Genomic DNA, 24,282 nt, shown 5'->3' with positions numbered 1-24,282 from the left:
GTTCTTTACCAGCCATTAACCTTAATCAAACGATAACATCACTCATAAGCATTCGGATATTCGTGATCCGAATCTCTAAATGCGGCAGGCTTTTCGGAAGAGACCGAGGCAACAATGACAATGCAGAAAACTCATAAAAAGCGCTCGGGCCACGTGGTCCTCATCGCGCTCGGCCTCGCGGCGATGACGCTTTCCGCATGTTCAAGCTATCGCCCTGCTCCTCCGGCTTTTCATGCAGCACTGAACGAGCCTTATATGCTCAATTCTGGCGACCGCGTGCGCGTCACCGTTTTTGAGCAGGCAAGCCTCACCAATAATTATAGCGTCGATCAATCGGGCTACATCGCTTTCCCGCTTATTGGCAGCGTTCCTGCGAGCGGCAAAACCGTGAAGCAACTTGAAGGCGTTATCGCGTCCAAACTGCGCGGCGGCTACCTGCGCGATCCAGATGTAAGTGTCGAGGTTGATCGCTATCGACCAATCTTCATCATGGGTGAAGTCGGTGGCTCCGGTCAGTATTCATACGTGCCGGGCATGACTGTTCAGAAAGCCATTGCTGCGGCTGGCGGTTTCAGCCCTCGTGCCAATCAGGAGAATGTAGACATCACGCGCACCGTTAACGGCGAAGTGGTGACAGGTCGGGTTCTGATCTCTGATCCGATCCTGCCGGGCGACACAGTCTATGTCCGCGAACGTCTGTTCTGATGGCGATAAATGTCTGATGAAAAAAGCGTTTCCCCACTTCGGATCGTCCATTGTTTCCGTGAGCCAACCGGCGGGCTGTTCCGCCATGTGCGCGATCTCGTCGCGACGCAAGCTCAAAATGGACATCTGGTCGGCATCGTCTGCGATGCTACGACCGGCGGTCCGCGTGAAGAAGCGTTGCTCGAAGAGTTACAGCCGTACCTTACGCTTGGTATCCACCGTATCGCCATGCAACGACATATCGGCACTGGCGATATCAAAGCGGCATTCAAAGCGTATCGTATCATCAAGAAATTGCAGCCGGACATCCTGCACGGTCATGGCGCCAAAGGTGGCGTTTATGCACGTCTGTTCGGTTCAGTCCTACGGGTTTTTAAGTCTCGCGTAGCCCGTATCTATTCACCGCATGGCGGTAGCCTGCATTTCGACAGAAAGACACGCCGCGGTGGCGCTGTCTTTCTCATCGAAAAACTGCTGGCGCCGCTGACCGACGCTGTTCTGTTTGTTTCAAATTTTGAGAAGCGAACATATGAAGAGAAAGTCGGTCGACCATATGATCTTCATGCGGTCATCTATAATGGTTTGTCCGATGAAGAGTTTGTTCATACGGCAACCGCACCAGACGCCACCGATTTTCTATTTGTCGGAACCATGCGTGCCTTGAAGGGCCCTGATCTGTTGATCCGCGCCCTCGCCGACCTTCGCGACAAACACAACCAACGCTTCACCACGACAATCATAGGCGACGGCGCCGAGAAGCCGGAATTTCTGGCGCTCTCAGATGAGCTGGGAATGGCGGACCAAATCCGTTTTATGTCTGGAATGGCAGCACGCGAAGCTTTTGCGCTCGGGAAAGTCATGGTCGTGCCATCGCGTGCAGAAGCTTTTCCCTATATCGTTCTGGAAGCTTTGGCTGCTGGAAAGGCTGTGCTCGCGAGCAATGTCGGTGGTATCCCTGAAATCTTCGGCCCCAGCTCTCCTTCTCTCGTCGAACCCGACGTGGAGAAATTGGCAGCTAAGCTGCTTGTCATCATGAACGACGAAGACAGCTTCAAGGCTTCCATGCCCGACGCCTCGCGCTTGCATGAGCGCTTCAGCCTCCAGACAATGGCACATTCTATAGAATTGGTTTACCGTGAGGCACGATCCTAACGATCTTATCGTGATGGAGGCCGTTTAATCAGCAATTCCTTAGGATTTGCCTTTAAAGATAGCCCGGCACTTTGATTAGTAGGGGGTAAAACTGTGCGGGATAATAATACGCCTTCTCCAAACAGCCTTGAGGCAAGCAATGCCAGCGGTGCGAAGGATTCCAAGCAGAACGAACGGGTAGAACTGAACCCGATGGCGCGCCAGATGGCCGAGCAATATGCTCGTGACACATTGTCACCAACCATGGTGAGCGGGGTCATCAGGCTCGTTGAGTTCGGCATTGTTTTTCTGACGGGCGTATTCAGTTTCGCTTATTATGTAAGCTTCAACACTCCTCATCTGCTTTATTATTTCCTGATCATGGCCGCTGGCGGTGGCTTGTATGTGCTTTCGATGGAAATAAACAACGGCTATCAGATCAATATTCTGCGTAGCCCCAGCCGCCATTTGAAACGCGTCATCATCAGCTGGGCGACGGTTCTTGGTACAGTCGCCGTAGCTGGCTTTCTGTTCAAAGTTTCGTCCGACTTTTCGCGTGCCTGGTTTCTTATCTGGGCCTTGAGCGGTCTGATTGTTCTCATTATTTGCCGTTTGTTCGTTTCATGGCGCATCCGCCGCTGGGCACGAAACGGTATCATGGAGCGTCGCGCCGTAATCGTCGGTGGCGGCCCTAACGCTGAAGCGCTGATCCGCTCGCTAGAGCAACAGCCGGATAATGATATTCGCATTTGCGGCATTTTCGATGATCGCGATGATAAACGCTCTCCACCTATCGTCGCTGGCTATCCCAAGCTTGGAAACATCAAAGAACTCATAGAATTTGCACGTATCGCCTATATCGACATGCTGATCGTCTCTCTGCCGATCAGTGCTGAAGAGCGTATTCTAATGATCCTGAACAAGCTTTGGGTCCTGCCGGTCGATATTCGTCTTTCGGCCCTCAACAATCATCTTCGCTTCCGTCCCCGTGCTTATTCCTACATCGGCACCGTGCCGATGCTGGATATTTTCGACAAACCGATCAACGATTGGGATTCTGTCGCGAAACGTATTTTCGACATTACCTTCAGTCTGCTTGGCATCATTTTCCTTTCGCCGATCATGCTGGCCACAGCCATTGCCATCAAGCTTGACAGCAAGGGACCTGTAATCTTCAAGCAGAAGCGCCATGGCTTTAACAACGAAGTGATCAATGTCTGGAAGTTCCGCTCGATGTACACCGAGCTTAGCGACCCGACAGCGCGCAATGCCGTCACTAAAAATGATCCGCGTGTAACTCGAGTTGGCCGCTTTATCCGCAAAACGTCTATCGATGAGCTGCCGCAGTTCTTCAACTCGCTAACCGGATCGCTGTCCCTCGTCGGACCTCGCCCACATGCAGTGGCTGCTCACTCGCACAATGTGCTCTACAACGAAGTGGTTGACGGCTATTTCGCCCGCCACCGCGTGAAACCAGGCGTAACAGGCTGGGCTCAGATCAATGGCTGGCGTGGCGAAATCGACAATGACGACAAGATCAGAATGCGCACCGAATATGATCTGTTTTATATCGAAAACTGGTCGCTTTGGTTTGACCTGAAGATCCTGTTTCTCACGCCGATCCGACTTCTCAATACGGAAAATGCTTATTGAGCGCGATTTCCCATAGCGTCAACGATGCGGCTCAAAATCGGCGTAGCCTGCCTGCTGCCGATGTTGCGGGCAAGCGCGCACTGAACAGGCTGATCAGTAATTTCGCTATAGGGTTCGGTGTATTTCTGCTTGGGTTCGTCATGAGCGAGCCCGCGCCGTATGAACTCTATATGGTCGCGCTCATTAGTGTAGCGCTGCTTTTCGGGATGCGGTTGACGCGGACCAGTATGGTGCTGCTTGCAATCTTCACCATGTTCAATTTCGGCGGCATGATTTCCGTCATGCAGATGGCGGATACCAAGGATGCGCCGCTTTACATCGCTGTGTCGCTCTTCCTGGCCTTCACAGCGGTTTTCTATGCAGCAATCATCGAAGCCGACTATCGGCGCCTGAAAACGATCTTCAATGCCTATCTGCTCATCGGTCTTGTATCTTCGCTATTGGGAATTGCTGGCTATCTCAATCTTTTCCCCGGTGCGGAAATCTTCACGCGTTATGATCGTGCTAAAGGGGCATTTCAGGATTCTAACGTCTACGCTCCGTTTCTGGTTCTGCCTTTTACATGGTGCCTTTACCGTATCATGCGCGGAAATATGCGCGATCTCCTGATTTACATGCCGCTGTGTTGCGTGCTTGTGCTGGGCATATTGGTATCGTTCTCACGCGCCGCATGGGGGATGGTTCCCCTCTCCTTCATTTGCATTTTCGCAGTTCTGTTTTTGCAAAGTGAAAGCAACAAGTTCCGGCTGCGGCTTATAACGATTGGCCTCCTCTCTGTTGTCGTGATTGTTCTCACTGTGCTGCTGTTGCTGCAGATCCCAGATGTTCGCTCCTTCTTTCTCGAGCGCGCACAGCTGGAACAAAGCTACGATAGCGCGCGGCTGGGCCGCTTTGCACGTCATTGGCTTGGCATGTGGTTAGCCACCGAACATCCCTTGGGCATTGGACCGCTTGAGTTTGGGCCTATGTTTGGTGAGGACACGCATAATACCTGGCTAAAAGCGGTACTCGACTATGGATGGATCGGTTTCATAAGCTTTATGACGTTGACTTTTCTAACGCTCGGCATTGGTTTCAAACTGATGTTTCGAAACCGCCCGTGGCAGCCATTTCTGATGTGCGCCTATGCTGCCTATCTAGGGCATGTGCTGATTGGCAATGTCATTGATACCGATCACTGGCGACATTTCTATTTGCTATTCGGCATTATTTGGGGGTGCGCGGGGCTAGAGTATAAGTATCAACGCAAAGCTGCTGAACCTCAGCCTTTTGCAACTAACCGTCTCTAGGAAAATCGCTTTGCAGCTTCTTATCTATGTCGCCGCCGCTCTGTTTGAAATCGCAGGCTGTTTTACATTCTGGGCGTGGCTCAAACTCGATAAGTCCCCGCTCTGGCTCATTCCCGGGCTGGTTTGCCTTGGGCTCTTTGCTTACCTGCTCACGCTGATTGAAAGTGACGCTGCTGGCCGTGCTTACGCCGCTTATGGCGGTATTTACATCATCGCTTCGATTGTTTGGATTTGGGCTGCAGAAGGAATGCGTCCAGACCGTTGGGATATCATTGGTGCCGCAACGGCCTTTGTCGGTACCTGCATCATCCTCTTCGTCCCACGATCCTGATTGGATCAGCTGATTTTGCTGAACTCGATGTAGAAATCGCGGATACCGGACGCCAGAAACTGCACGGCCACACAGGTCAGCAGAAAGCCCATGATCTTTGTCACAGCCTGCATACCGTGTTCCCCGAGCACCTTTTCAATCAGTGAGGCAGACGAGAGTGCGAGATAAGCAACGCAGATCGTGATGGCGATACCAACAATGACAATCCCATGGCCGATGATTGTGTGCTCAGACGGAATCTGCGATCCAAAGCTCATAATAACCGCAATAGAGCCCGGCCCAGCAAGGCTCGGCATTGCGAGTGGTGAGAAAGAATAATCCAGATCAGCTTTTTTGATATCGGCGGGCTCTGCATCTACTTCTGATGACGAATCCTCCCCTGAGAAAATCATCCGCAACGCCAAGATCATGATGATCAGCCCGCCAGCGACGCGAATACCTGGCATGGATATGCTGAAAAGCGAGATGATCCCGTTTCCGAGCAATAGAAATGCTGTGAGAATCGAAAATGCATAAATACATGCTTTTCGCGCCTGAACACGTTTGTTTTCAGCACTCATGCGCTTGGTCAGCGACATATATAAGGGAATTGTCGTCAAGGGATTCATAATAGGCAAAAGACCAATCACGACGATTGAAACGTATTTGACGAAATCAATGATCAAACTCATCACTACATGCCTCGCACATCAAGCATCAACCTGAAAAAGACGAATAAATACCGCTTGAGATCAGATAACAGCAATAATTTCAGCAATGAAAGAACGATTCCTCTTGAATATAACATTCGTGAAGCACCGCATTATACAAATAAATATTTTAAACCAAATGGTAAAATTTCTTTTCGTTTGGAAAATATCAATCAACCAAACTTGCATCATATAAGACAATCCCACTTCATAATTGTGAGCGAACAAGTGCGGTTGTTCAATAACTAAAATTGCGATCTAATCAAGATATACTATTACCAGGCATTTTTTCATTTAACGTGGAAATAGATTTTCGTAACTTCTTTTACTAACTTCATTATGGATCAGTTTATCGTATTACCCCCGTACGTATTCTTATCCAAAATTGCATTAGGTTAACAAAATTTCCCCTGTTCTATACAGGGGCTTTTTTGTGCTTGTGCAGACTGTAGCACGGCACTGAGTGCCTAAGTTCCGCTACAGAACAATTTTCAAAATGATGGAAATTCTCAGCCGAAGTTTAAGAAAAGCGTCAGCAAAAGCACCATAAAAATTTCTATTGATTGGCTTGATTTAATGGTCGGAGCGGCGGGATTCGAACCCACGACCCCTTGACCCCCAGTCAAGTGCGCTACCGGGCTGCGCTACGCTCCGGACCATGAAAAAGCCGTAGAATATAACCTGTTACGGCGCAAGGTCTAATTTCTGCAATTGCAGAAATGAACAGCCCTGCACCGTAGATAAGGGGACTTAACTTGCGCGGATCTGGTAAGTTTCCGGGACGTAACGATAGCCCTCACCTGCGCGCTGAAGGTAGGCGAGAGATGGGAAAGGCATATGGTAACCAATGAATGGCAGACGTTCCGTCGCGAGCATATCGAAGATACGTTTTCTGGTTTCAACCGCCATTTCCTTGTCGACATCAAAGGAAACATGCCAGTCGGGGCGCTGTAAGGTGATGACAGAGTGATTGGCCGTATCGGAAATCAACATCAGCGACTTTCCACCCGATTCCACACGGAACGCCAGATGACCTGGCGTATGGCCATAAGCACCCACCGCATGAATGCCCGAGACAACCTCCTTGCCATCATCGACGAAAGTCGTTTTTTCGGCGAATGGCTTCACGTTCTTTTCGACCATTTGCGCAACGGTTTTAGCTGGTGTCTCAAGACGCGCCGGATCAGTCCAGAAGTCAAATTCCTTCTGACCTGCAGCGTAACGCGCATTCGCGAAAGCCGGCTTACCATCTTCCATCAAGCCGCCAATATGATCGGGGTGAAAATGGCTGAGCACAACGAGTGATACGTCGTCCGCCTTATAGCCCGAAGCCTCAAGAGCGCTGATTAATTTGCCCTGCCCGGCTTCGCGCGCCCCTGCGCCCATTCCGGTATCAAACAGCACCAACTCTTTGCCCGTATTGATCAGAACTGGTGTAAAACTATTCACAAAGCGATCAGTCGGCAGGAGATTTTCCTCCAGAAGTGCCGCCACGTCCTTCGGGTCTTGATTGATTGCATAGGTTTTTTCAGGCGCTTCGCCTGCTCTGCGCCCATCGGAAAGCGTCGTGATTTCAAAATCGCCAAACTGAAAGCGATGAAAACCTGGATTCTCGACCTTTGACACCGAAGCCTGACCTTGTGCCTGAGCCTGAGAGCTATCGAATGGCGACAGAGCTGCCCCGCCCCCCGCAGCAGAAGCAGCAACAATGAAATTTCGCCGTGAGATAGCCATCAATCAGTCTCCAGAGTGAGTTGCGTTACTTTAAAAATAGCGCAAAAACGGTCTCGATCCAGAGCTGCCCATTCAAGTTTTCGTAGGTTCTGAATTAAGTGAGACTTGCGGCCCGCAAAAAATGTCTCTATCTGAAAGTTGCGCGGGACGACCCGCGTCTGTGTTCGCATAGGGGACGGCCCCATAAGAGGGGTGTTCCGTGGCTGGACCTATTGAGCAATTTGCGATTCGACCTATCGTCGAGCTTGGTACACTTGGTGGCCAACAGATTGTCTTCACAAATTCTGCGCTTTACATGCTGCTGACTGTAACAGTTGCTGCTGGCTTTCTGTTTTTAGCCTCACGCCGGAATCGGGTTGTGCCTGGCCGCTGGCAGTCGTCAGTCGAAATGCTCTACGAGTTTGTTTCCAAAACGATTCGCGAGAATGCAGGCGAACACGGGATGAAGTTCTTCCCGCTGGTTTTCTCGCTTTTCATGTTCATCCTCGTTGCAAATCTCATTGGGATGTTTCCGTATGCCTTTACGGTTACAAGCCACATCATTGTGACATTCGCGCTGGCGATGCTGGTATTTCTCACCGTGACTATTTATGGGCTGGTCCGCCACGGCTTTAAATTCTTCAAGCTGTTTATGCCGGCAGGTGTCCCCATGATACTCGCGCCGATTATCGTACCTATCGAGGTGATGTCCTATATTTCACGGCCAATCAGCCATTCGGTGCGCTTGTTTGCCGTCATGCTGGCGGGGCACATCACGCTTAAAGTCTTTGCGGGCTTTGTCGTGGGCTTGGGCAGTTTGGGCACGATGGGCTTGTTGTCGGCAGTTCTACCACTTGCCATGACTGTCGCACTTACCGCACTCGAATTGCTTATGGCTATCATTCAGGCATATGTTTTCACCATGCTAAGCTGCATGTATCTAAACGACGCCCTGCATCCTTCTCACTAGAGCTTTAACGCGCATCTTCATCTGAAAACTGTTTCACACTTTTCGTGATGCGCTCGAAACCCAATACCAGAGCGAAAGGACGACCTTTCGTTCCTTCAAATATGGGACGGCCCATACCCAAGGAGCACTATAATGGCATGGATTTATCTCGTACTTGCGGGCGGCCTTGAAATCGTCTGGGCCTATTTTATGAAAAAGTCAGAAGGATTCTCTCTTCTGACGCCGACAATCATCACCATCGTAACGATGATCGGCAGCTTTGCACTGCTTTCAATTGCCATGCGTAGCCTGCCGTTGGGCACAGCTTATGCAATCTGGACCGGAATCGGTGCCTTGGGTGCATTCGTGGTGGGCATTGTCATTCTGGGCGAAGCTGCGACGTTCTTCCGGATTTTAAGCGTCTCGCTCATTCTCGCGGGCATCGTCGGGCTCAAACTCTCATCGACATAACCCAAAAAGAAAGGGAGGCAAAAGCCTCCCTTTTTATTATCTCAATTCAATTACGTTCTTTGAGCATGTCTCTCAAAACCGGACACCAGTTTTCGGGCAAAGACGTTTGTAAAACAAAAAGATAATGCGTTTCGAATGGTTCAGCTTAAATGCAAAATGCTCTAGCGAACCTGATCCAATAGTCGCTTACATTCAAGCAGATCAAAAAGCGCTTCCTGCAACAGCGACCGATTGTCTTTCGATGGCCGCTTGCCATCGGCACCGATCGGGCCGTCTTCTTCACCCTTCAGCAATCCGAACAGCTTGCGTGCAGGTTGTGGTGCCTTAATGCCATTCGGCAAAGCCATTTCATGATCAGCGGCATTTTCCATTGCCTGCTTTTCTGCCGCAGCCTGTTTCTGGCGCGTGATCGCTTCAATAGCCTGCACATCGCCATTACCCAAGGCAATGATGAACTGTGCGTTGTTCTCGCGAAGCAGACGCTGCACACCCTTGATGGTGTAACCCTGATCATAAAGCAGATGGCGAATACCCTTTAGAAGCTCAACATCCAGCGGACGATAATAGCGGCGACCACCGCCTCGCTTCATAGGCTTTATTTGGGTGAAACGCGTTTCCCAGAAACGCAGTACATGCTGAGGGAGATCGAGATCCTCGGCAACTTCGCTAATAGTCCTGAATGCATCAGGGCTTTTGTCCATCTGCTTGCCCTTTCCAGTGGTTTGGTCGTCTTTTGGGCGAACCTGCCAGTCCAGATAGTTCAAATGGCAATCGGCACATCAATCAGCGCCAGCCATAATATCATAATAATCTAACGGCGTTTAACACAAAAAGTTGGGATGAAAAGCCCCTACTTTTCGGTCTGTTATATTAGCGAAACGACTCGCTTTATCCGTCGATTATATAATATCAGAACTTTATAAGCACCCCTTCATATATTACAGAAAGAGGCACAGTTTTCGGATTTACAGATGTCACTGGATAAATAAGCAAGCGGAAATACTTCGTCCGGTGAGGACGAAGAGATAAAGAGACAAATCTCTCTTTATCTATATGAGGTGATTACTTGGCGCCTTTTGCGCTACGCTTCTGGTGTTCCTGCAGAATACGCTGCTTGAGAACGTTAGAAGCTTTGAACGTCATGACGCGGCGTGGGAGAATAGGAACTTCCTCGCCAGTCTTCGGATTACGGCCGATGCGCTCATTCTTGTCACGGACTTGAAATGTCGCGAAAGACGACAGCTTCACAGTTTCACCGTTGACGATGGCGTCACAGACTTCATCGAGTATCATCTCGACCAGAGCCGCCGATTCTGTTCTGGACAGGCCTACCTTTCGGTAAACAGCCTCTGCCAGATCAGCGCGTGTGACCGTCTTACCTCCCATAACCGAACCTACCTGGTTAGTGTTTGAACAGATAATATCCTTAAGTGACAGGAGGTTACACAAATAAAAGCGGTGTGGTCAAGCCGCGAGTTTCCTCGCGGCCCATCAATTTTTTTATTACCAGCGCAATAAAACTGCGCCCCAGGTAAATCCACCGCCCATAGCTTCCAGAAGAACGAGGTCGCCCTTCTTGATACGACCGTCAGCGACAGCCGTAGCAAGAGCCAACGGAACCGACGCAGCAGAGGTGTTGCCGTGTCTATCAACGGTTATAACGACCTTTTCCTCAGCTATATTCAGCTTCTTGGCCGAAGCATCGATAATGCGCTTGTTGGCCTGATGCGGCACAAACCAGTCGATATCGTCGGCGCTAAGGCCCGTTTCAGCAAAGGATGCTTCGATCACGTCCGTGATCATGCCCACGGCATGTTTGAAGACTTCACGGCCCTCCATGCGCAGATGACCGACCGTCTGTGTCGTCGACGGGCCGCCATCCACAAAGAGTTTTTCCTTGTGATTGCCGTCGGAACGAAGGTTGGCAGCTAGAATACCGCGATCAGAGGTCAAGCCCTTGCCTTCGCCGGCTTCGAGAACCAGCGCACCGGCACCGTCGCCAAACAGAACGCAGGTGGTGCGATCATTCCAGTCGAGAATGCGCGAGAAGGTTTCTGCGCCGATAACCAGAACACGACGTGCAAGTCCGCCACGGATATAAAGGTCAGCAGTCGTAACGGCATAGATGAAGCCACTGCAAACCGCCTGCAGATCGAATGCAAAGCCGGTCGTGATGCCGAGTTCGCGCTGAATTTCGACTGCGCTTGCAGGAAACGTATGGTTTGGCGTCGAGGTTGCGACCAAAACGAGATCGATATCAGAAGCCTGCAGGCCAGCATTTTCCAATGCAGCGCGGGCAGCAGCCGCACCCAACGATACTGTCGTTTCACCTTCGCCAGCAATGTGACGCTGACGAATACCTGTACGCTGGACAATCCATTCGTCAGAGGTTTCAACCACGCCCTCAAAATCGGAATTCTTCATGATCCGCTTAGGCAGAGCCGAACCAATACCTCTTACGACAGATCTTATCATCTTGTTTTCCTGTCCTAGCCTGACCATCGCAGACCCACGCCTGCCGGTCAAAATTCATACCCAGTTATGGGTTAATTATCATTTGGCTGTTTCGTTGCCGTCATTAGACGCAGAATGCGGATGACTGTGGTGGAAATGCGCCAGATCCGCTTCAATCTTCTGAAGAAGCTTATTACGCACCATGTCATAGCCGACTTCGACCGCCGAGCAGAAACCTTCTGCCGTTGCGCCGCCATGGCTCTTGATAACAATACCGCTCAATCCAAGAAGAACGCCGCCATTCACCTTGTTCGGGTCCATCTTCTCGCGAATACGATCAAATGCACCCTTGGCAAAAATATAACCGATCTTGGCAAGCAAGGTACGGCTCATGGCTTGGCGCAGAAGCGTTGCCATCTGACGAGCAGTGCCTTCGGCGGCCTTCAGAGCGATATTGCCGGTAAAGCCTTCTGTGACGACGACATCGACCGTGCCTTTGCCGATATCATTTCCTTCGACAAAGCCGGTATATTGCAAACCCTCCAGCGGTGTATCGCGCAGAATCTGGGCAGCTTCCTTAATCTCGTCGAGACCTTTGACTTCTTCCGTACCGACATTGAGGAGACCGACCGTCGGCTTGCGAACCTCAAAAAGCGCCCGCGCCATACCCGCGCCCATAACCGCGTAATCGACAAGCTGACGTGCATCGGCACCAATCGTTGCGCCAACGTCGAGAACGATGCTCTCGCCGCGCAGTGTAGGCCAGATACCGGCAATTGCCGGACGCTCGACATCAGACAGCATACGCAGGCAGAATTTGGACATGGCCATCAGTGCGCCGGTATTACCAGCAGAAACGCAGACATCGGCGTCGCCGGTCTTTACCGCTTCAATCGCCTGCCACATGGAAGACTTGCCCCGACCAGCGCGCAGCGCCTGACTTGGTTTGTCATCCATCTTGATCGCAACCTGACTGGCGCGGAACTCGGAAGCAGCTTGTAGCTTTGGATAACGCGCAAGTATGGGCTCGACCTGACCAGCCAGACCGAAGAAAATAAACCGGATATCAGGATGACGCTCAAGCGCCTTCGCAGCACCAGGGATGACCACTTCAGGGCCAAAATCACCGCCCATGGCGTCAATCGAAATTTTTATCACTATTGATTATTCCTGTGCGATCCCTGCCCCATTTGCTTCTTTATAAACATAGGGGTTTTCCGCGAAAATAGTGTTTTTCCGGTCGCGCACAACCAGATTCTCTCAAGCATCGGTTAAATCAGGGCTTCTTGGACCATTCCGAGAGCTTGGCAAAAGGCGAATCAGGCTTCTCTTCCTCTTCAACATCGCCAAATACGGCTGGCTCGGCATCGTCAGGCAGGCCGGGTTTGCGAGGGTATGGATCGAGCGCCAGTTCGAAAAATTCTTCAGCCACAGCGCCAATATCAATTTTGTCGCCAGCAAAAGTCTCGGGAATATCCGCGCCATCGGCGTCCAGCAGCAATTCTCCGCTCTCATCGAGCTGAATTTTGGCAAGGCGTGAATTTTCTGGCACGAAGATCGTATCGACTTCTTCCGCAATCGTCGCATTAAGCGGTTCAAGTGTAACCACGCATGACTGCACGATTTCCGCATTGACGGTTCCGCGCAAACGAATGCCGCTCTTTTTCCAAGGCGTCAGCAAAAACTCTGCAGCAAAGGAATTCACGGCCTCTAAGCCATGCTGGGCAGCCAAAGCAGCTCTTTCCTTGTCAGTGGTCCCAATCTTCACCGTTATGCCCTTGGGGGGCAGATGCAGAACCGGAACGGGATAGGTCAGCGCCGGTTTATCAGTCATTCTCTTTAGCCTTTGTTTCGTTATTTGCAGCGGCTCCAGTTAATATTGAACCGCTGTAACTGTTTGTTTTTACGCATTTTCCGACGCATCGCAGCAGGAAAAGAAATCAGTCCAGCGAACTGATTTCCCTGCGGAGGCGCTTCGCACCTTTGCTGGAAGTGCTATATTGGCGCAAACGCCATCTCGTCAGCATCCATAAAGGATATGTCGCCTGCCGCCAAAGCACTGTCCTCAATTTTTGCCAGCCGATCACGGCAAGCAAACAGATATTCACTCAAATAGTGAGAATGCGGCCATAATTCGAGGTCCGGGCGGATATTGCGTGTCAAAGCTGTTGCCAGCATGTCGCGATCACCGGCATCCAATGCAGTCCCATAAGAGCTGACACGACCATAAAACATGCGTGCAAGCTTTTTCATGCGCTTGGGAACGCCCTGATCACCGATTCCCAATTCCCGCAAGGAATGATCGACATCCTTGAAAAATTCGTCTGCAATGTCCTGCGCAAGCGGCAATAATGCAGATTTTTCGCCTTTCATGCGATGAAGAGCGAGAAAAATATGGACTGAGAGCATTTCATAGCGACCGAGAGGCGTATCAGGCACTTGAAATTGTGCATAAAAACGCTTTTGCCGCGCCGCCGCCACGATCGTCTCGTAAACGCGAAGCACAACTGTCTCATTTGCTTTAGATTTGCGGCGAAAAAGTCGAAGAATCATTCCCGTACGACCGTACTTGTTGCATCCAGAAGCAAGGTGGTTTACCGAAGTTCTCCCGACGGCGAAAGTGCCGCGCTGATATAGAATGTATGGAGAGGTCTTTGTTGCAGCGAATTTTCCTAAGCGCACGCAAACAGCGTGCCCTTCTCGCAGGCACAGCAATTCTCTTTTCGGCGGCTCTCGCCGGATGCAACACTGCGTCCACGCTAAACCCGTCGGAAACACTTACAGAGGGTTACGTGCTCGATCAGGAGGCACTTGATTCGGTTCCGGTTGGCTCCAGCCGTGAACAGGTGCTTCTCGCACTCGGTACGCCATCCACTACGGCGACCTTCGATAACGAAGTGTTTTATTACATTTCGCAGAAGCGTTATCGTGCGGCTCAGTTCATGAAGCCCAAAATTATCGACCGTCATATCCTTGCCGTTTACTTCGACAAGGACGGCAAGGTCAGCAATATTGCCAATTACGGCCTTCAGGACGGCAAGCTGTTCGATTTCGTATCGCGCACCACACCAACTGGCGGCAAGGACCAGACCTTCATTGGTCAGATTATTCAGGGTGTTTCCAAAGCTCCGACATCATTGCCGGGTGCTGCTGGCGGCGCGAACAACTGATCCAATACAAAGAATTAAAAAAAGCCCCTCTTTTGGAGGGGCTTTTTTTGTTGGTGCTTCATCAAGCCATGTGAGCCAGCACCGCTAGAAGCAAGAGTGCCACGATGTTGGTGATCTTGATGGCAGGATTAACGGCTGGACCTGCCGTATCCTTGTAAGGATCGCCTACGGTATCGCCGGTCACGGAAGCTTTATGCGCTTCCGATCCCTTGAGATGCTTCACGCCGTCAGCATCCGTAAAGCCATCTTCGAAGCTCTTCTTGGCATTATCCCAGGCGCCACCGCCGGATGTCATGGATATAGCCACGAACAAACCGTTGATGATAACGCCCAGCAGCGAGGCACCGAGTGCTGCAAAGGCTGCGGCTTTGGAGCCTGAGATCAGCAACACGCCGAAATAGACGACAAGCGGCGCCAAAACCGGCAGAAGCGACGGAATAATCATTTCCCGAATGGCGGCTTTCGTCAGAAGATCGACAGCTCGCGCATAATCCGGACGATCCTTGCCCGTCATGATGCCCGGCTTCTCACGGAACTGACGACGCACTTCCTGCACCACCGCACTGCCCGCACGACCAACAGCCGTCATCGCCATACCACCGAAGAGATAGGGGATGAGACCACCAAAGATCAGACCGGCAACCACATAGGGATTGGAGAGCTCGAACGACACCGGCCCCATATCCGCAAAATATGGATAGGCTTCCCCGTTGGCGGCAAAATAAGCCAGATCGTTTGAATAGGCCGCGAAGAGCACAAGCGCACCCAAACCCGCCGATCCGATCGCATAGCCCTTGGTGACGGCCTTGGTCGTGTTACCGACGGCATCGAGAGCATCTGTCGATTTGCGCACTTCCGGATCAAGGCCAGCCATTTCAGCAATACCGCCAGCATTATCCGTAACCGGGCCAAAAGCGTCGAGGGCCACGATCATACCGGCAATGCCAAGCATGGCCGTAACAGCAATAGCTGTGCCAAAGAGGCCCGCGAGCTGATATGTGCCGATGATACCGCCAACAATGACAATTGCTGGCAAAGCCGTCGATTCAAGCGAAACAGCCAAGCCCTGAATGACATTGGTGCCATGGCCAGTGACCGAAGCCTGAGCAATCGAATTGACCGGACGCTTGTTGGTTCCGGTGTAGTATTCGGTAATCACCACGATCAGACCGGTGACGACGAGACCAATCAGCCCGCAGATGAAGAGATTGGTGCCGGTGATTGACATGCCTGCGACAGTGCCGATTTCACCCCAGCCAATGGTGAGCGTGTTGGCAATCGCCAAACCCACCACGGACAAAAGTCCGGTTGCGATCAAGCCTTTGTAAAGCGCGCCCATGATCGAGCCATTGACGCCGAGTTTGACAAAGAACGTGCCAGCAATCGAAGTGATGACGCAAGTGCCGCAAATCGCCAGCGGATAGAGCATCACGCTTGAGAGAACGTCTGAGCCAGTGAAGAAAATCGCGCCCAGAACCATGGTTGCAACGACTGTAACGGCATAGGTCTCGAACAAGTCCGCTGCCATGCCTGCGCAGTCACCAACATTGTCGCCGACATTATCGGCAATGGTTGCAGGATTGCGTGGATCATCCTCCGGAATGCCTGCTTCGACCTTACCCACGAGATCGCCACCGACATCAGCACCCTTTGTGAAGATGCCGCCGCCAAGGCGCGCAAAGATTGAAATGAGCGAAGCGCCGAAGCCGAGTGCCACAAGAGCATCGATGACCGTGCGGTCGGAAGGCGAATAACCCAGCCAGACAGTCAGGATAAAATAATAGACTGAGACGCCCAGCAGTGCGAGACCCGCCACCAGCATCCCGGTGATAGCGCCGGATTTGAAAGCAATTTCCAAACCACCTGCGAGGCTCAAGGATGCCGCCTGTGCGGTTCGCACATTTGCACGAACGGAAACATGCATACCGATGAAGCCGGTCAGCCCGGAAAGCACTGCCCCGATGAGGAAGCCCACGGCGGCAGAAATAGACAGCAGATACCAGACTGCCAGAAAGACCACGACGCCAACAATGGCAATGGTCGTATATTGTCGGGTGAGATAGGCTGCAGCACCTTCACGGATGGCACCAGCGATTTCCTGCATACGCGGTGTGCCCTGATCGGCCGCAAGTACAGAGCGGATCGCCCATACGGCAAAAAGAACGGAAAGCACACCACAGGCAATGACGAGAAGAAGAACTCCAATTCCCATTTAGGCCAACTCCCATGAGCTCGCGCCAGTCACAAGCAGACCGCTCACAAGGGTGGCGATTGCCTGCACACATCAGCGCATGAAAGGCCCGAAAACCCCTCCCCGGGCCTAAGAACAGCGGCATGGAAGTGCCTGAAACCGACCATTCACCGGGCTTCTTCGGCTTGTTGTTATTCTGAAAACATCGACCAAAAATCAAATAATTGGCTGATGTTTCTGCATTTCAGCATTCTCAATGCCGCATGTCCAACATGCGGAAGCTATCTGCAAAGGTCAAGCCGTAGTTTATTGTGCCAGAATGCAAAAAAGGCCGCGATTTCTCGCAGCCTTTTTGAGTATTTACTGAGTGACTAAGGTTTATCGGCCACGCGGCTTTGCACCACGGCTTTCGCCGCGTAGTTCAAAAGCCAGACGATCCAGCACGGCGTTAACAAGCTTTGGCTCATCTTCAGTGTAGAACGCCTTTGCGATATCCACATATTCCGAAACGATGACAGCTGTCGGCACGTCCTTGCGGGTCTGCAATTCCCAGGCACCCGCACGCAAGATGGCACGCAGTGTCGAGTCGAGACGCGACAGCGGCCAGTCTTCTGTGAGCGCCTGATGAATCATCGGGTCGAGCTTGAGCTGGCTATCGACAACGCCCGCGACAATGGCGCGGAACCACTGCGGATCGGCGTCAAGATACTGTGTGCCATCGACTTCCTTGCCAAGACGATGGGCCTCATATTCAGCCACGACTTCCATGACGCCGGTACCGGCGACATCCATCTGGTAGAGCGCCTGTACGGCTGCAAGACGTGCAACGCCACGCTTGTTTGCAGATCGTGGCGCGTTCGGTGCAGAACGGCCTTCAGAAGAAGAAGTCATCGTATCAGGCTCCGAATTTCTTACGCAGATCAATCATTGTGAGCGCAGCGCGGGCAGCGAAGCCACCCTTGTCCTTGTCTTCGCGACGCGCACGGACCCAAGCCTGCTCGTCGTTCTCAACTGTCAGAATGCCGTTGCCGATAGCAAGACCTTCTTCAACCGAAAGATCAGTCAGCGCACGGCAGGATTCATTGGCAACGATATCGAAATGATAGGTTTCGCCACGAATAACTGTGCCGAGGGCAACATAACCATCGTAATAAGTGCCACCATTTTCCGCGCCATCCAGTGCGAAAGAAATCGTCGCTGGCACTTCAAGCGCGCCGGGTACCGTCACAACATCATATGTTGCGCCAGCGGCATCGAGAGCAGCCTTCGCGCCGTCAAGAAGCGCGTCGGACAGTTCTTCATAGAAACGCGCTTCAACAATGAGCAAATGCGGCGCGTGCGCCTCGTGCTTCGACATGAGAGACTCCATGGCAGAAATCGCGGACCGCAAAACCTGCGGTCAACGCTAAATTCGGAAAATGCTGTTATAGCTTTAGAGTGTAGGCTCTAAGCTTATTTCTGATATTGCGCAAGCCTTGCTGCATACCGTGCGAGCTGATCGATCTCAATATTGATCCTGTCACCAGCCTTGCGATCGCCCCAGGTCGTCACTTCCAGCGAATGACGAATGAGCAGAACGTCAAATTCGTTGCCATTAACGCCATTGACCGTCAGCGAAGTGCCATCAAGCGCAACGGAACCCTTCTGTGCAATAAAGGGTGCAAGTTCTTCCGGCGCGCGCAGGGTAAAGCGTACAGCATCGCCCTCTTCCTTGCGCTCTACGATTTCAGCTTGCCCGTCAATGTGACCGGAAACGAGATGACCACCCATTTCATCGCCAAGCTTGAGCGAGCGCTCAAGATTGATGCGGGTGCCGTTTTCCCATTTTGAAATCGTGGTCAGACGCAGCGCTTCTTCCCAGGCTTCAACTTCAAACCAGCGGGCATTTGTGCCTTTTTCCGGCAGCGCCACGACTGTCAGGCACACACCAGAGCAAGCAATCGAAGCACCAAGCTCGATCGTTTCAGGATCATAGGCTGTTTCAATACGCAGCAAAACGCCTTCATTCAAAGGCTTGATACGATCCACTTTACCGATATCGGTGACAATCCCAGTAAACATCACGCTTTCCTTACATACTCGATACAGGCATCGTCGCCGTACTGCGCATTGCGCAAAATTGTAAATTCACTATCGATATGGGATTGCAGATCCGTGACGGCAACCCCATTCGTCGCGCCGATTTCCACAGGCGAATGGAACAGAACAAGGCGGTCAACCAGCTTTTCTTTTAGGAAGTTTGTGGCAACACTGGCTCCACCTTCGACCAGAACGGACGAAATACCCTGTGCTGCAAGATCGTCCATCAGCTCCGGCAAAGCGATGCGTCCCTCATCGCTTTCCGCTGCAATGATGCGGCATCCTGCAGCTTGCATCTCGTATCGCCTCTCCGGCGCCACATTTTCACAACAGGAAAGCCACAAAGGAATGGCTTCCGAAGTGCGAATAAGCCTTGAATCGAGCGGTAATTTCAATCCGCTGTCCAATATAAGGCGAATTGGCGAACGTTGTTCCAACCCCGGAAGACGGCAATTCAGGATAGGATCATCGGCGATGGCCGTATCAACTCCGATGAGGATCACATCGGTCTGCGAGCGCAGAATATGCGATTGGGCGCGCGCAATCGGACCGGTGATAGGAACCTGCCCCTCGCCCTTTTTCCCAATGTAGCCATCGGCAGAAAGTGCAAGTTTCAGAATCACTTCCGGACGTTTTTTAGAAGATCGATTCAGATAGCCTGCAAGGTCATCAGCCGCCTTGTCCGACAGAACACCCGGCACCACTTCAATGCCCGCGTCCCGCAATATGGAGAAGCCTTTTCCGCTCACCCGGTCATCCGGATCGGTTGCGGCAACCACCACCCGCGCAACACCAGCCCGCACCAACGCTTCGGCACATGGCGGGGTGCGACCATGATGGGCGCAGGGCTCCAGCGAGACATAGGCCGTAGCGCTGCGGGCAGCTTCACCGGCATCTGCGAGCGCTTGAGGCTCCGCATGAGGACGCCCACCGATTGCGGTGACGCCACGTCCGACGATGATGCCGTCCTTAACGAGGATAGTACCCACTGACGGGTTTGTGCCTGTGAGGCCTTTGTTACGACGGGCAAGCCGGATGGTCGCTTCCATGAAGCGAACGTCATCCGACGTCACATTTGCGTGCGGGAATTCCATTCGGCTCATTTTATGCGTCCGGATCACGATCAGTTTCAGTTACCGTCAGTTCATCAATGACGTTGTGGAAATCAACGGCCTTGCTGAAATTGCGATAAACGGAAGCAAAGCGGATATAGGCAATATCATCGACGCCCTTGAGAGCATCCATGGCGAGACGACCGATTTCGTCTGAAGTCACTTCCGCCTCACCCGAGCTCTCTAGCTGGCGCACGATGCCGGAGATTGCGCGCTCTACGCGCTCCTCGTCCACGTCGCGCTTACGCAATGCCACATCGATGGAGCGGGCAAGCTTTTCGCGATCAAAAGGTACACGGCGACCGCTCTTCTTGACGACCATAAGGTCGCGAAGCTGTACGCGTTCAAAAGTGGTAAAACGTCCGCCACAGACCGAGCAAACACGGCGCCTGCGAATAACGGCACCATCCTCCGCCGGGCGGGAATCCTTAACTTGCGTATCTTCAGACTGGCAATAGGGACAACGCATGGCACTCTTTCACTTACGAAAGCGCATCTGCATATAGCTTACGCGACGCACTTCACTCTTTGTTTCCAAGCGCGCCGATTTGAAAGGCACGCCTTAGATTGACTGATTCCTGACGATCATACCCCATCGTTAAGTTGATGCATAATTAGGGCACAATTGAAAAAGCCCCACTCAACAGGGTTGAGCGGGGCTTCATCAAATTGTGAGCAATTTTAGCCCTGATAGCCGTACATTGGGAAGCGGTCGGTCAGTGCAATGACCTTTGCCTTAACCGCTGCTTCAACCGATGCATTGCCTTCATCGGAATTTGCAACCTTGAGACCATCGAGCACTTCTGCGATCAGCGAGCCGATTTCCTTGAATTCAGCCTTGCCGAAACCACGGGTCGTGCCAGCAGGCGTTCCAAGGCGAACACCAGAAGTTACAAATGGCTTTTCTGGGTCGAAAGGAATGCCGTTCTTGTTACAGGTCACGTTCGCACGACCGAGAGCTGCTTCAGCGCGCTTGCCTGTTGCATTCTTCGGACGCAGATCGACCAGCATCAGGTGGTTGTCTGTGCCGCCGGAAACGATATCGAGACCCTGCGACTTCAGTTCGTCCGAAAGCGCACGCGCATTGTCGACGACGTTCTGAGCATAGACCTTGAATTCTGGCTTCAGAGCTTCCGCGAAAGCAACTGCCTTACCAGCAATCACATGCATCAGCGGGCCGCCCTGCAGGCCTGGGAAGACAGCCGAATTGAACTTCTTCGCCAGATCAGGATCGTTGGTGAGGATCATACCGCCGCGTGGACCGCGCAGCGACTTGTGAGTCGTCGTGGTGCAGACATGGGCGTGTGGAACTGGCGATGGGTGTACGCCACCGGCGACCAGACCAGCAATGTGAGCCATATCGACCATCAGATATGCGCCAACTTCGTCAGCGATCTCACGGAAGCGCTTCCAATCCCAGATGCGGGAATAAGCGGTACCGCCAGCGAGAATCAGCTTTGGCTTGTGTTCGCGTGCGAGGCGAGCAATTTCTTCCATATCCAGAAGGTGATCGTCTTCACGAACGCCATAGGAAACAACGTTGAACCACTTGCCCGACATGTTGACTGGTGAACCGTGTGTCAGGTGGCCACCGGAATTGAGGTCGAGGCCCATGAAGGTGTCGCCTGGCTGCAGAAGCGCAAGAAACACGGCCTGATTCATCTGGCTGCCGGAGTTTGGCTGTACGTTTGCGAACTCTGCGCCAAACAGCTTCTTGGCGCGTTCAATTGCCAATTCTTCAACAACGTCAACATACTGGCAGCCGCCGTAATAGCGCTTGCCCGGATAACCTTCGGCATATTTGTTGGTGAGGATGGAACCCTGAGCTTCAAGAACCGCGCGAGAAACAATGTTTTCCGAGGCGATCAGCTCGATTTCATGACGCTGACGACCGAGTTCATTACGGATCGCACCGAAAATATCGGCATCGATTTCTTCAAGAGTTGCGTTGAAAAAAGCGTTATTGGCTTGCGACATGTTTCACACCCTCCGGTTAGCCGGTGATAGCTATATGGTATGAGGCGCAGTATCACACTTCGATTAGCAAGGCCAATGGCCGCTAAGCGAAAAGCATGTTCCAAAATGCGGCATGACGTAGCTTGGATCAGCACCCAAAACAAAAAAGCCGTCCGAAACGAGTTCGGGCGGCTTTTTAGTAAGTCAATTGGGATCAAGTATCGGTGCCGAGCGCCAAAGCGGTTGCACCATCCATCTTGTAGATATCGTCGCGGAACTGCACCACGCCATCGCCTGTTGACCAGGCGGTGATGTAAACGAAATGCAGCGGCACAGGATCGGAAACCTGAATAGGCGTATTCACACCCGATGCAATGGTGCCTTCAATGTTCTGGCGATCCCAGCCAGCGGTGTTCTTCAACAGCCAGACATCAAGATCGCGGACATTCTGCACGCGGACACAGCCCGACGAATCGAAGCGCATGAGCTTATTGAAATAGCTCTTCTGCGGCGTATCGTGCATGTAAACGGCATGTTGATTGTGGAAGTTGATCTTTGTCGAGGACATGGCGTTGATCTTGCCCGGATCCTGACGGAACATCAGCTTCACAGCATCGTCGGTATTCCAGTCTACGCTTTCCGGCGGAACTTCCTGTCCCTGAGCGTTGTAGAGACGGATCTTGTTATTCGCGAGATATTGCGGGTTCTTCCGCATCAGCGGAATAATATCCTTCTGGATGATCGACTTTGGCGCGGTCCAGTAAGGATTAAGAATGACTTCGTGAATCTTGGAGTCAAGGATCGGCGTCTGGCGGTCGATCTTGCCAACAACAGCTGTATGGCGCTGCGAAACGCTGCCGCCTTCCACTGCTTCAATACGAGCAGCCGGGATGTTGACCATCACAAAGCGCTGTTCAGACTGTGTTGCAGATGTCATGCCGGACAGGCGCTGGAGGTTGGTCTGCAGCTGGCCAAGACGCGTATTGGCATCCACATTCATTGCCGCATAGGTAAACTGGCCCATCACACCATCAGCCGGAAGGCCATGACGCGACTGGAAGCGCTTGACCGCTGCATCGACATAGGTATCGAACGCACCGGACACACCGGCTTCACGCGGAAGATCGCCCGAAACGATCAAACGCTGGCGCAGAGCCTGTACCGAAGGATCATTAACGCCAAGCTGCAGCTTCGCATTGCCCGGAACCTGTGGCCAGCCGCCGCGACCTGCCAGATCGGCGTATTGTGCGATAGCGGACTGAAGATTGCCCACAGTCTGTTGGCTGAGCACTGGCTGATTGGTTGCCACTTTCTGACCGCCGGTCGCGCGGGCATCGAACTGGTCATCCCAGTTGCCGCGGCGTGGCGCCGAAAGAATATCATTCAAAGCCTGTTGCTGGGCAAAAGCCGCAGGAGCGATAGCAGTTGCAGCAGCAGCCAAACCGGCCGTTGCTGCGCCACGCAGGAAGCTGCGACGGCCTACATTGAAAGCTTCGGCATTCTTGTCGGTTTTGGTCATAGTTTTGGTCCCAAAGGCTAACCGGTTTCGCCCAGATGCGTCGCATCTGCAGATAGCTCTAATTTATGCGCTGTATTAAACCGCTTATGTCGGTTTTTATGGCTTATTCATGTCGCAAAGCCCGGATTTCAAGCCAGGCCTCGCTGAATTAGCTCGCAATAATGAACTTTAACATACAAACCGGGTCAATTGTGACCGTTCTGCAACAAACTTCTAAGTTGTCGGCTGCCTTTCGGCATCCGCAATATCAAAGCCTGTAAGCAATGCTGTCGTTCCAGAAGCGGTCCAGACGCTGCAGCGACTTGTTCATCGCGGTGAATTCTTCAACCTGAATACCACCAACCTGCTCGATAGAAGCAATATGGCGCTGGTAAAGTGCCTGTACCTGATCAGCAATCTCGTTGCCCTTGTCTGTCAGGCTGACGCGAACCGAACGACGGTCCGTATTCGAGCGTTCGTGATGGATAAAACCCATCTCGACCAGCTTCTTGAGATTATAGGAAACATTCGATCCGAGATAATAACCGCGCGAGCGCAGCTCACCAGCGGTCAATTCAGAATTGCCAATGTTGAACAGGAGCAGTGCCTGCGTCGCATTGATATCGCTACGGCCGGCGCGGTCGAATTCGTCCTTGATGACATCAAGGAGGCGACGATGCAGGCGTTCAACCAGCTGCAATGCTTCGAGATAAAGTGTGCGGAGAGCTGCTTCGGGATTCAAAAGCGGAGCAGATGCATCCATTCTGTGCTGTGCATTGATCATTTCTTTTGCCTCTCTGTCGGAGCAGCCTTACATGAGGCCACTCTCTTTCCTGTTGGTCCGGTGTATTTTCTCACCGTGTCTTGAGAGGACTTTAGACGCGATCCATA

General features: G+C 52.2%; 25 protein-coding genes and 1 tRNA gene. 8 read left to right on the top strand and 18 right to left on the bottom strand.

All coding sequences use genetic code 11. From position 1 onward, the window contains the following. The first annotated feature begins 120 nt into the window (after positions 1-120). The 5 genes from KMS41_03715 (at position 121) to KMS41_03695 (ending at position 5,109) form a co-directional block, all read left to right on the top strand. Positions 121-705 (top strand): polysaccharide export protein, encoded by a 585-nt coding sequence (locus KMS41_03715; protein ID QWK78359.1) that lies wholly within the window; start codon positions 121-123, stop codon positions 703-705. A 9-nt stretch (positions 706-714) separates the two neighbouring features. Next, complete coding sequence (locus KMS41_03710; GenBank protein QWK78358.1) at positions 715-1,857, top strand: glycosyltransferase; 1,143 nt, start codon at positions 715-717, stop codon at positions 1,855-1,857. Between the two features lie 93 nt (positions 1,858-1,950). After that, on the top strand, positions 1,951-3,489 hold the full coding sequence (locus tag KMS41_03705; GenBank protein ID QWK78357.1) for an undecaprenyl-phosphate glucose phosphotransferase: 1,539 nt from the start codon (positions 1,951-1,953) through the stop codon (positions 3,487-3,489). Continuing rightward, on the top strand, positions 3,486-4,778 hold the full coding sequence (locus KMS41_03700) for a hypothetical protein (protein ID QWK78356.1): 1,293 nt from the start codon (positions 3,486-3,488) through the stop codon (positions 4,776-4,778). Before KMS41_03705 ends, KMS41_03700 begins: the two co-directional genes overlap by 4 nt. 10 nt (positions 4,779-4,788) lie before the next feature. After that, positions 4,789-5,109 carry a YnfA family protein gene (locus KMS41_03695; protein ID QWK78355.1) on the top strand — a complete coding sequence of 107 codons (321 nt, stop codon included), beginning with the start codon at positions 4,789-4,791 and terminating at the stop codon, positions 5,107-5,109. A gap of 5 nt (positions 5,110-5,114) precedes the next feature. Here the strand turns inward: KMS41_03695 and KMS41_03690 are convergent, their stop codons facing one another. The 3 genes from KMS41_03690 to KMS41_03680 all read right to left on the bottom strand — a co-directional run bounded on the left by KMS41_03690 (position 5,115) and on the right by KMS41_03680 (position 7,532). Next, positions 5,115-5,780 (bottom strand): MarC family NAAT transporter, encoded by a 666-nt coding sequence (locus tag KMS41_03690; GenBank protein ID QWK78354.1) that lies wholly within the window; start codon positions 5,778-5,780, stop codon positions 5,115-5,117. 595 nt (positions 5,781-6,375) lie between these two features. Next, positions 6,376-6,452: transfer RNA gene (locus tag KMS41_03685), tRNA-Pro, on the bottom strand. Between the two features lie 96 nt (positions 6,453-6,548). Continuing rightward, positions 6,549-7,532, bottom strand: a complete 984-nt coding sequence (locus tag KMS41_03680; protein QWK78353.1) for an MBL fold metallo-hydrolase — start codon at positions 7,530-7,532, stop codon at positions 6,549-6,551. Between the two features lie 199 nt (positions 7,533-7,731). Between KMS41_03680 and KMS41_03675 the strand changes: the two genes are divergently transcribed. Together KMS41_03675 and sugE are read left to right on the top strand one after the other, a co-directional pair. Then, positions 7,732-8,481 (top strand): F0F1 ATP synthase subunit A, encoded by a 750-nt coding sequence (locus KMS41_03675; GenBank protein QWK78352.1) that lies wholly within the window; start codon positions 7,732-7,734, stop codon positions 8,479-8,481. Between the two features lie 132 nt (positions 8,482-8,613). Continuing rightward, a complete protein-coding gene (sugE, locus tag KMS41_03670) occupies positions 8,614-8,931 on the top strand; it encodes a quaternary ammonium compound efflux SMR transporter SugE (GenBank protein QWK78351.1) in 318 nt (105 codons plus the stop codon). 161 nt (positions 8,932-9,092) lie between these two features. On the opposite strand, the gene KMS41_03665 is transcribed toward sugE, so the two are convergent. From KMS41_03665 to KMS41_03640, 6 genes are all read right to left on the bottom strand, one after another. Continuing rightward, the gene (locus KMS41_03665) at positions 9,093-9,632 is read right to left on the bottom strand and encodes a MerR family transcriptional regulator (GenBank protein QWK78762.1); all 540 of its coding nucleotides are present in this window, start codon (positions 9,630-9,632) and stop codon (positions 9,093-9,095) included. A gap of 361 nt (positions 9,633-9,993) precedes the next feature. Then, on the bottom strand, positions 9,994-10,317 hold the full coding sequence (locus tag KMS41_03660; protein ID QWK78350.1) for an integration host factor subunit alpha: 324 nt from the start codon (positions 10,315-10,317) through the stop codon (positions 9,994-9,996). Between the two features lie 117 nt (positions 10,318-10,434). Then, entirely contained in the window at positions 10,435-11,406 is a 972-nt protein-coding gene (locus tag KMS41_03655; GenBank protein ID QWK78349.1) for a ketoacyl-ACP synthase III, read from the bottom strand. A gap of 78 nt (positions 11,407-11,484) precedes the next feature. Next, a complete protein-coding gene (gene plsX / locus KMS41_03650; protein ID QWK78348.1) occupies positions 11,485-12,543 on the bottom strand; it encodes a phosphate acyltransferase PlsX in 1,059 nt (352 codons plus the stop codon). A 118-nt stretch (positions 12,544-12,661) separates the two neighbouring features. Continuing rightward, entirely contained in the window at positions 12,662-13,219 is a 558-nt protein-coding gene (locus tag KMS41_03645; protein ID QWK78347.1) for a DUF177 domain-containing protein, read from the bottom strand. Positions 13,220-13,380: 161 nt separating this feature from the next. Further along, the gene (locus tag KMS41_03640; protein ID QWK78346.1) at positions 13,381-13,938 is read right to left on the bottom strand and encodes a ubiquinol-cytochrome C chaperone family protein; all 558 of its coding nucleotides are present in this window, start codon (positions 13,936-13,938) and stop codon (positions 13,381-13,383) included. A 101-nt stretch (positions 13,939-14,039) separates the two neighbouring features. Here KMS41_03640 and KMS41_03635 point away from each other — a divergent pair, with 101 nt between their 5' ends. Next, positions 14,040-14,555 (top strand): outer membrane protein assembly factor BamE, encoded by a 516-nt coding sequence (locus KMS41_03635; protein ID QWK78345.1) that lies wholly within the window; start codon positions 14,040-14,042, stop codon positions 14,553-14,555. Positions 14,556-14,616: 61 nt separating this feature from the next. Here the strand turns inward: KMS41_03635 and KMS41_03630 are convergent, their stop codons facing one another. From KMS41_03630 to KMS41_03590, 9 genes are all read right to left on the bottom strand, one after another. Next, entirely contained in the window at positions 14,617-16,767 is a 2,151-nt protein-coding gene (locus tag KMS41_03630; protein QWK78344.1) for a sodium-translocating pyrophosphatase, read from the bottom strand. A gap of 357 nt (positions 16,768-17,124) precedes the next feature. Beyond that, the gene (gene nusB, locus KMS41_03625; GenBank protein QWK78343.1) at positions 17,125-17,637 is read right to left on the bottom strand and encodes a transcription antitermination factor NusB; all 513 of its coding nucleotides are present in this window, start codon (positions 17,635-17,637) and stop codon (positions 17,125-17,127) included. 4 nt (positions 17,638-17,641) lie between these two features. Next, positions 17,642-18,103, bottom strand: a complete 462-nt coding sequence (locus KMS41_03620; GenBank protein ID QWK78342.1) for a 6,7-dimethyl-8-ribityllumazine synthase — start codon at positions 18,101-18,103, stop codon at positions 17,642-17,644. A gap of 95 nt (positions 18,104-18,198) precedes the next feature. Further along, entirely contained in the window at positions 18,199-18,807 is a 609-nt protein-coding gene (locus KMS41_03615) for a riboflavin synthase (protein QWK78341.1), read from the bottom strand. Continuing rightward, on the bottom strand, positions 18,807-19,928 hold the full coding sequence (gene ribD, locus KMS41_03610; protein QWK78340.1) for a bifunctional diaminohydroxyphosphoribosylaminopyrimidine deaminase/5-amino-6-(5-phosphoribosylamino)uracil reductase RibD: 1,122 nt from the start codon (positions 19,926-19,928) through the stop codon (positions 18,807-18,809). Before ribD ends, KMS41_03615 begins: the two co-directional genes overlap by 1 nt. Position 19,929: 1 nt before the next feature. Then, complete coding sequence (gene nrdR, locus KMS41_03605) at positions 19,930-20,406, bottom strand: transcriptional regulator NrdR (protein ID QWK78339.1); 477 nt, start codon at positions 20,404-20,406, stop codon at positions 19,930-19,932. A 212-nt stretch (positions 20,407-20,618) separates the two neighbouring features. Further along, positions 20,619-21,914 carry a serine hydroxymethyltransferase gene (locus KMS41_03600; protein QWK78338.1) on the bottom strand — a complete coding sequence of 432 codons (1,296 nt, stop codon included), beginning with the start codon at positions 21,912-21,914 and terminating at the stop codon, positions 20,619-20,621. A 193-nt stretch (positions 21,915-22,107) separates the two neighbouring features. Then, a complete protein-coding gene (locus KMS41_03595) occupies positions 22,108-23,412 on the bottom strand; it encodes a L,D-transpeptidase family protein (protein QWK78337.1) in 1,305 nt (434 codons plus the stop codon). A gap of 247 nt (positions 23,413-23,659) precedes the next feature. After that, positions 23,660-24,175, bottom strand: coding sequence for a winged helix DNA-binding protein (locus KMS41_03590; GenBank protein ID QWK78336.1), 516 nt, complete (start codon positions 24,173-24,175; stop codon positions 23,660-23,662). Between the last annotated feature and the right edge of the window lie 107 nt (positions 24,176-24,282).

This window comes from Ochrobactrum sp. BTU1, from assembly GCA_018798825.1.
GTDB lineage: Bacteria > Pseudomonadota > Alphaproteobacteria > Rhizobiales > Rhizobiaceae > Brucella.
Note: the sequence above shows the minus strand (reverse complement) of the source record. Positions and strands in the feature narration are given on the sequence as shown.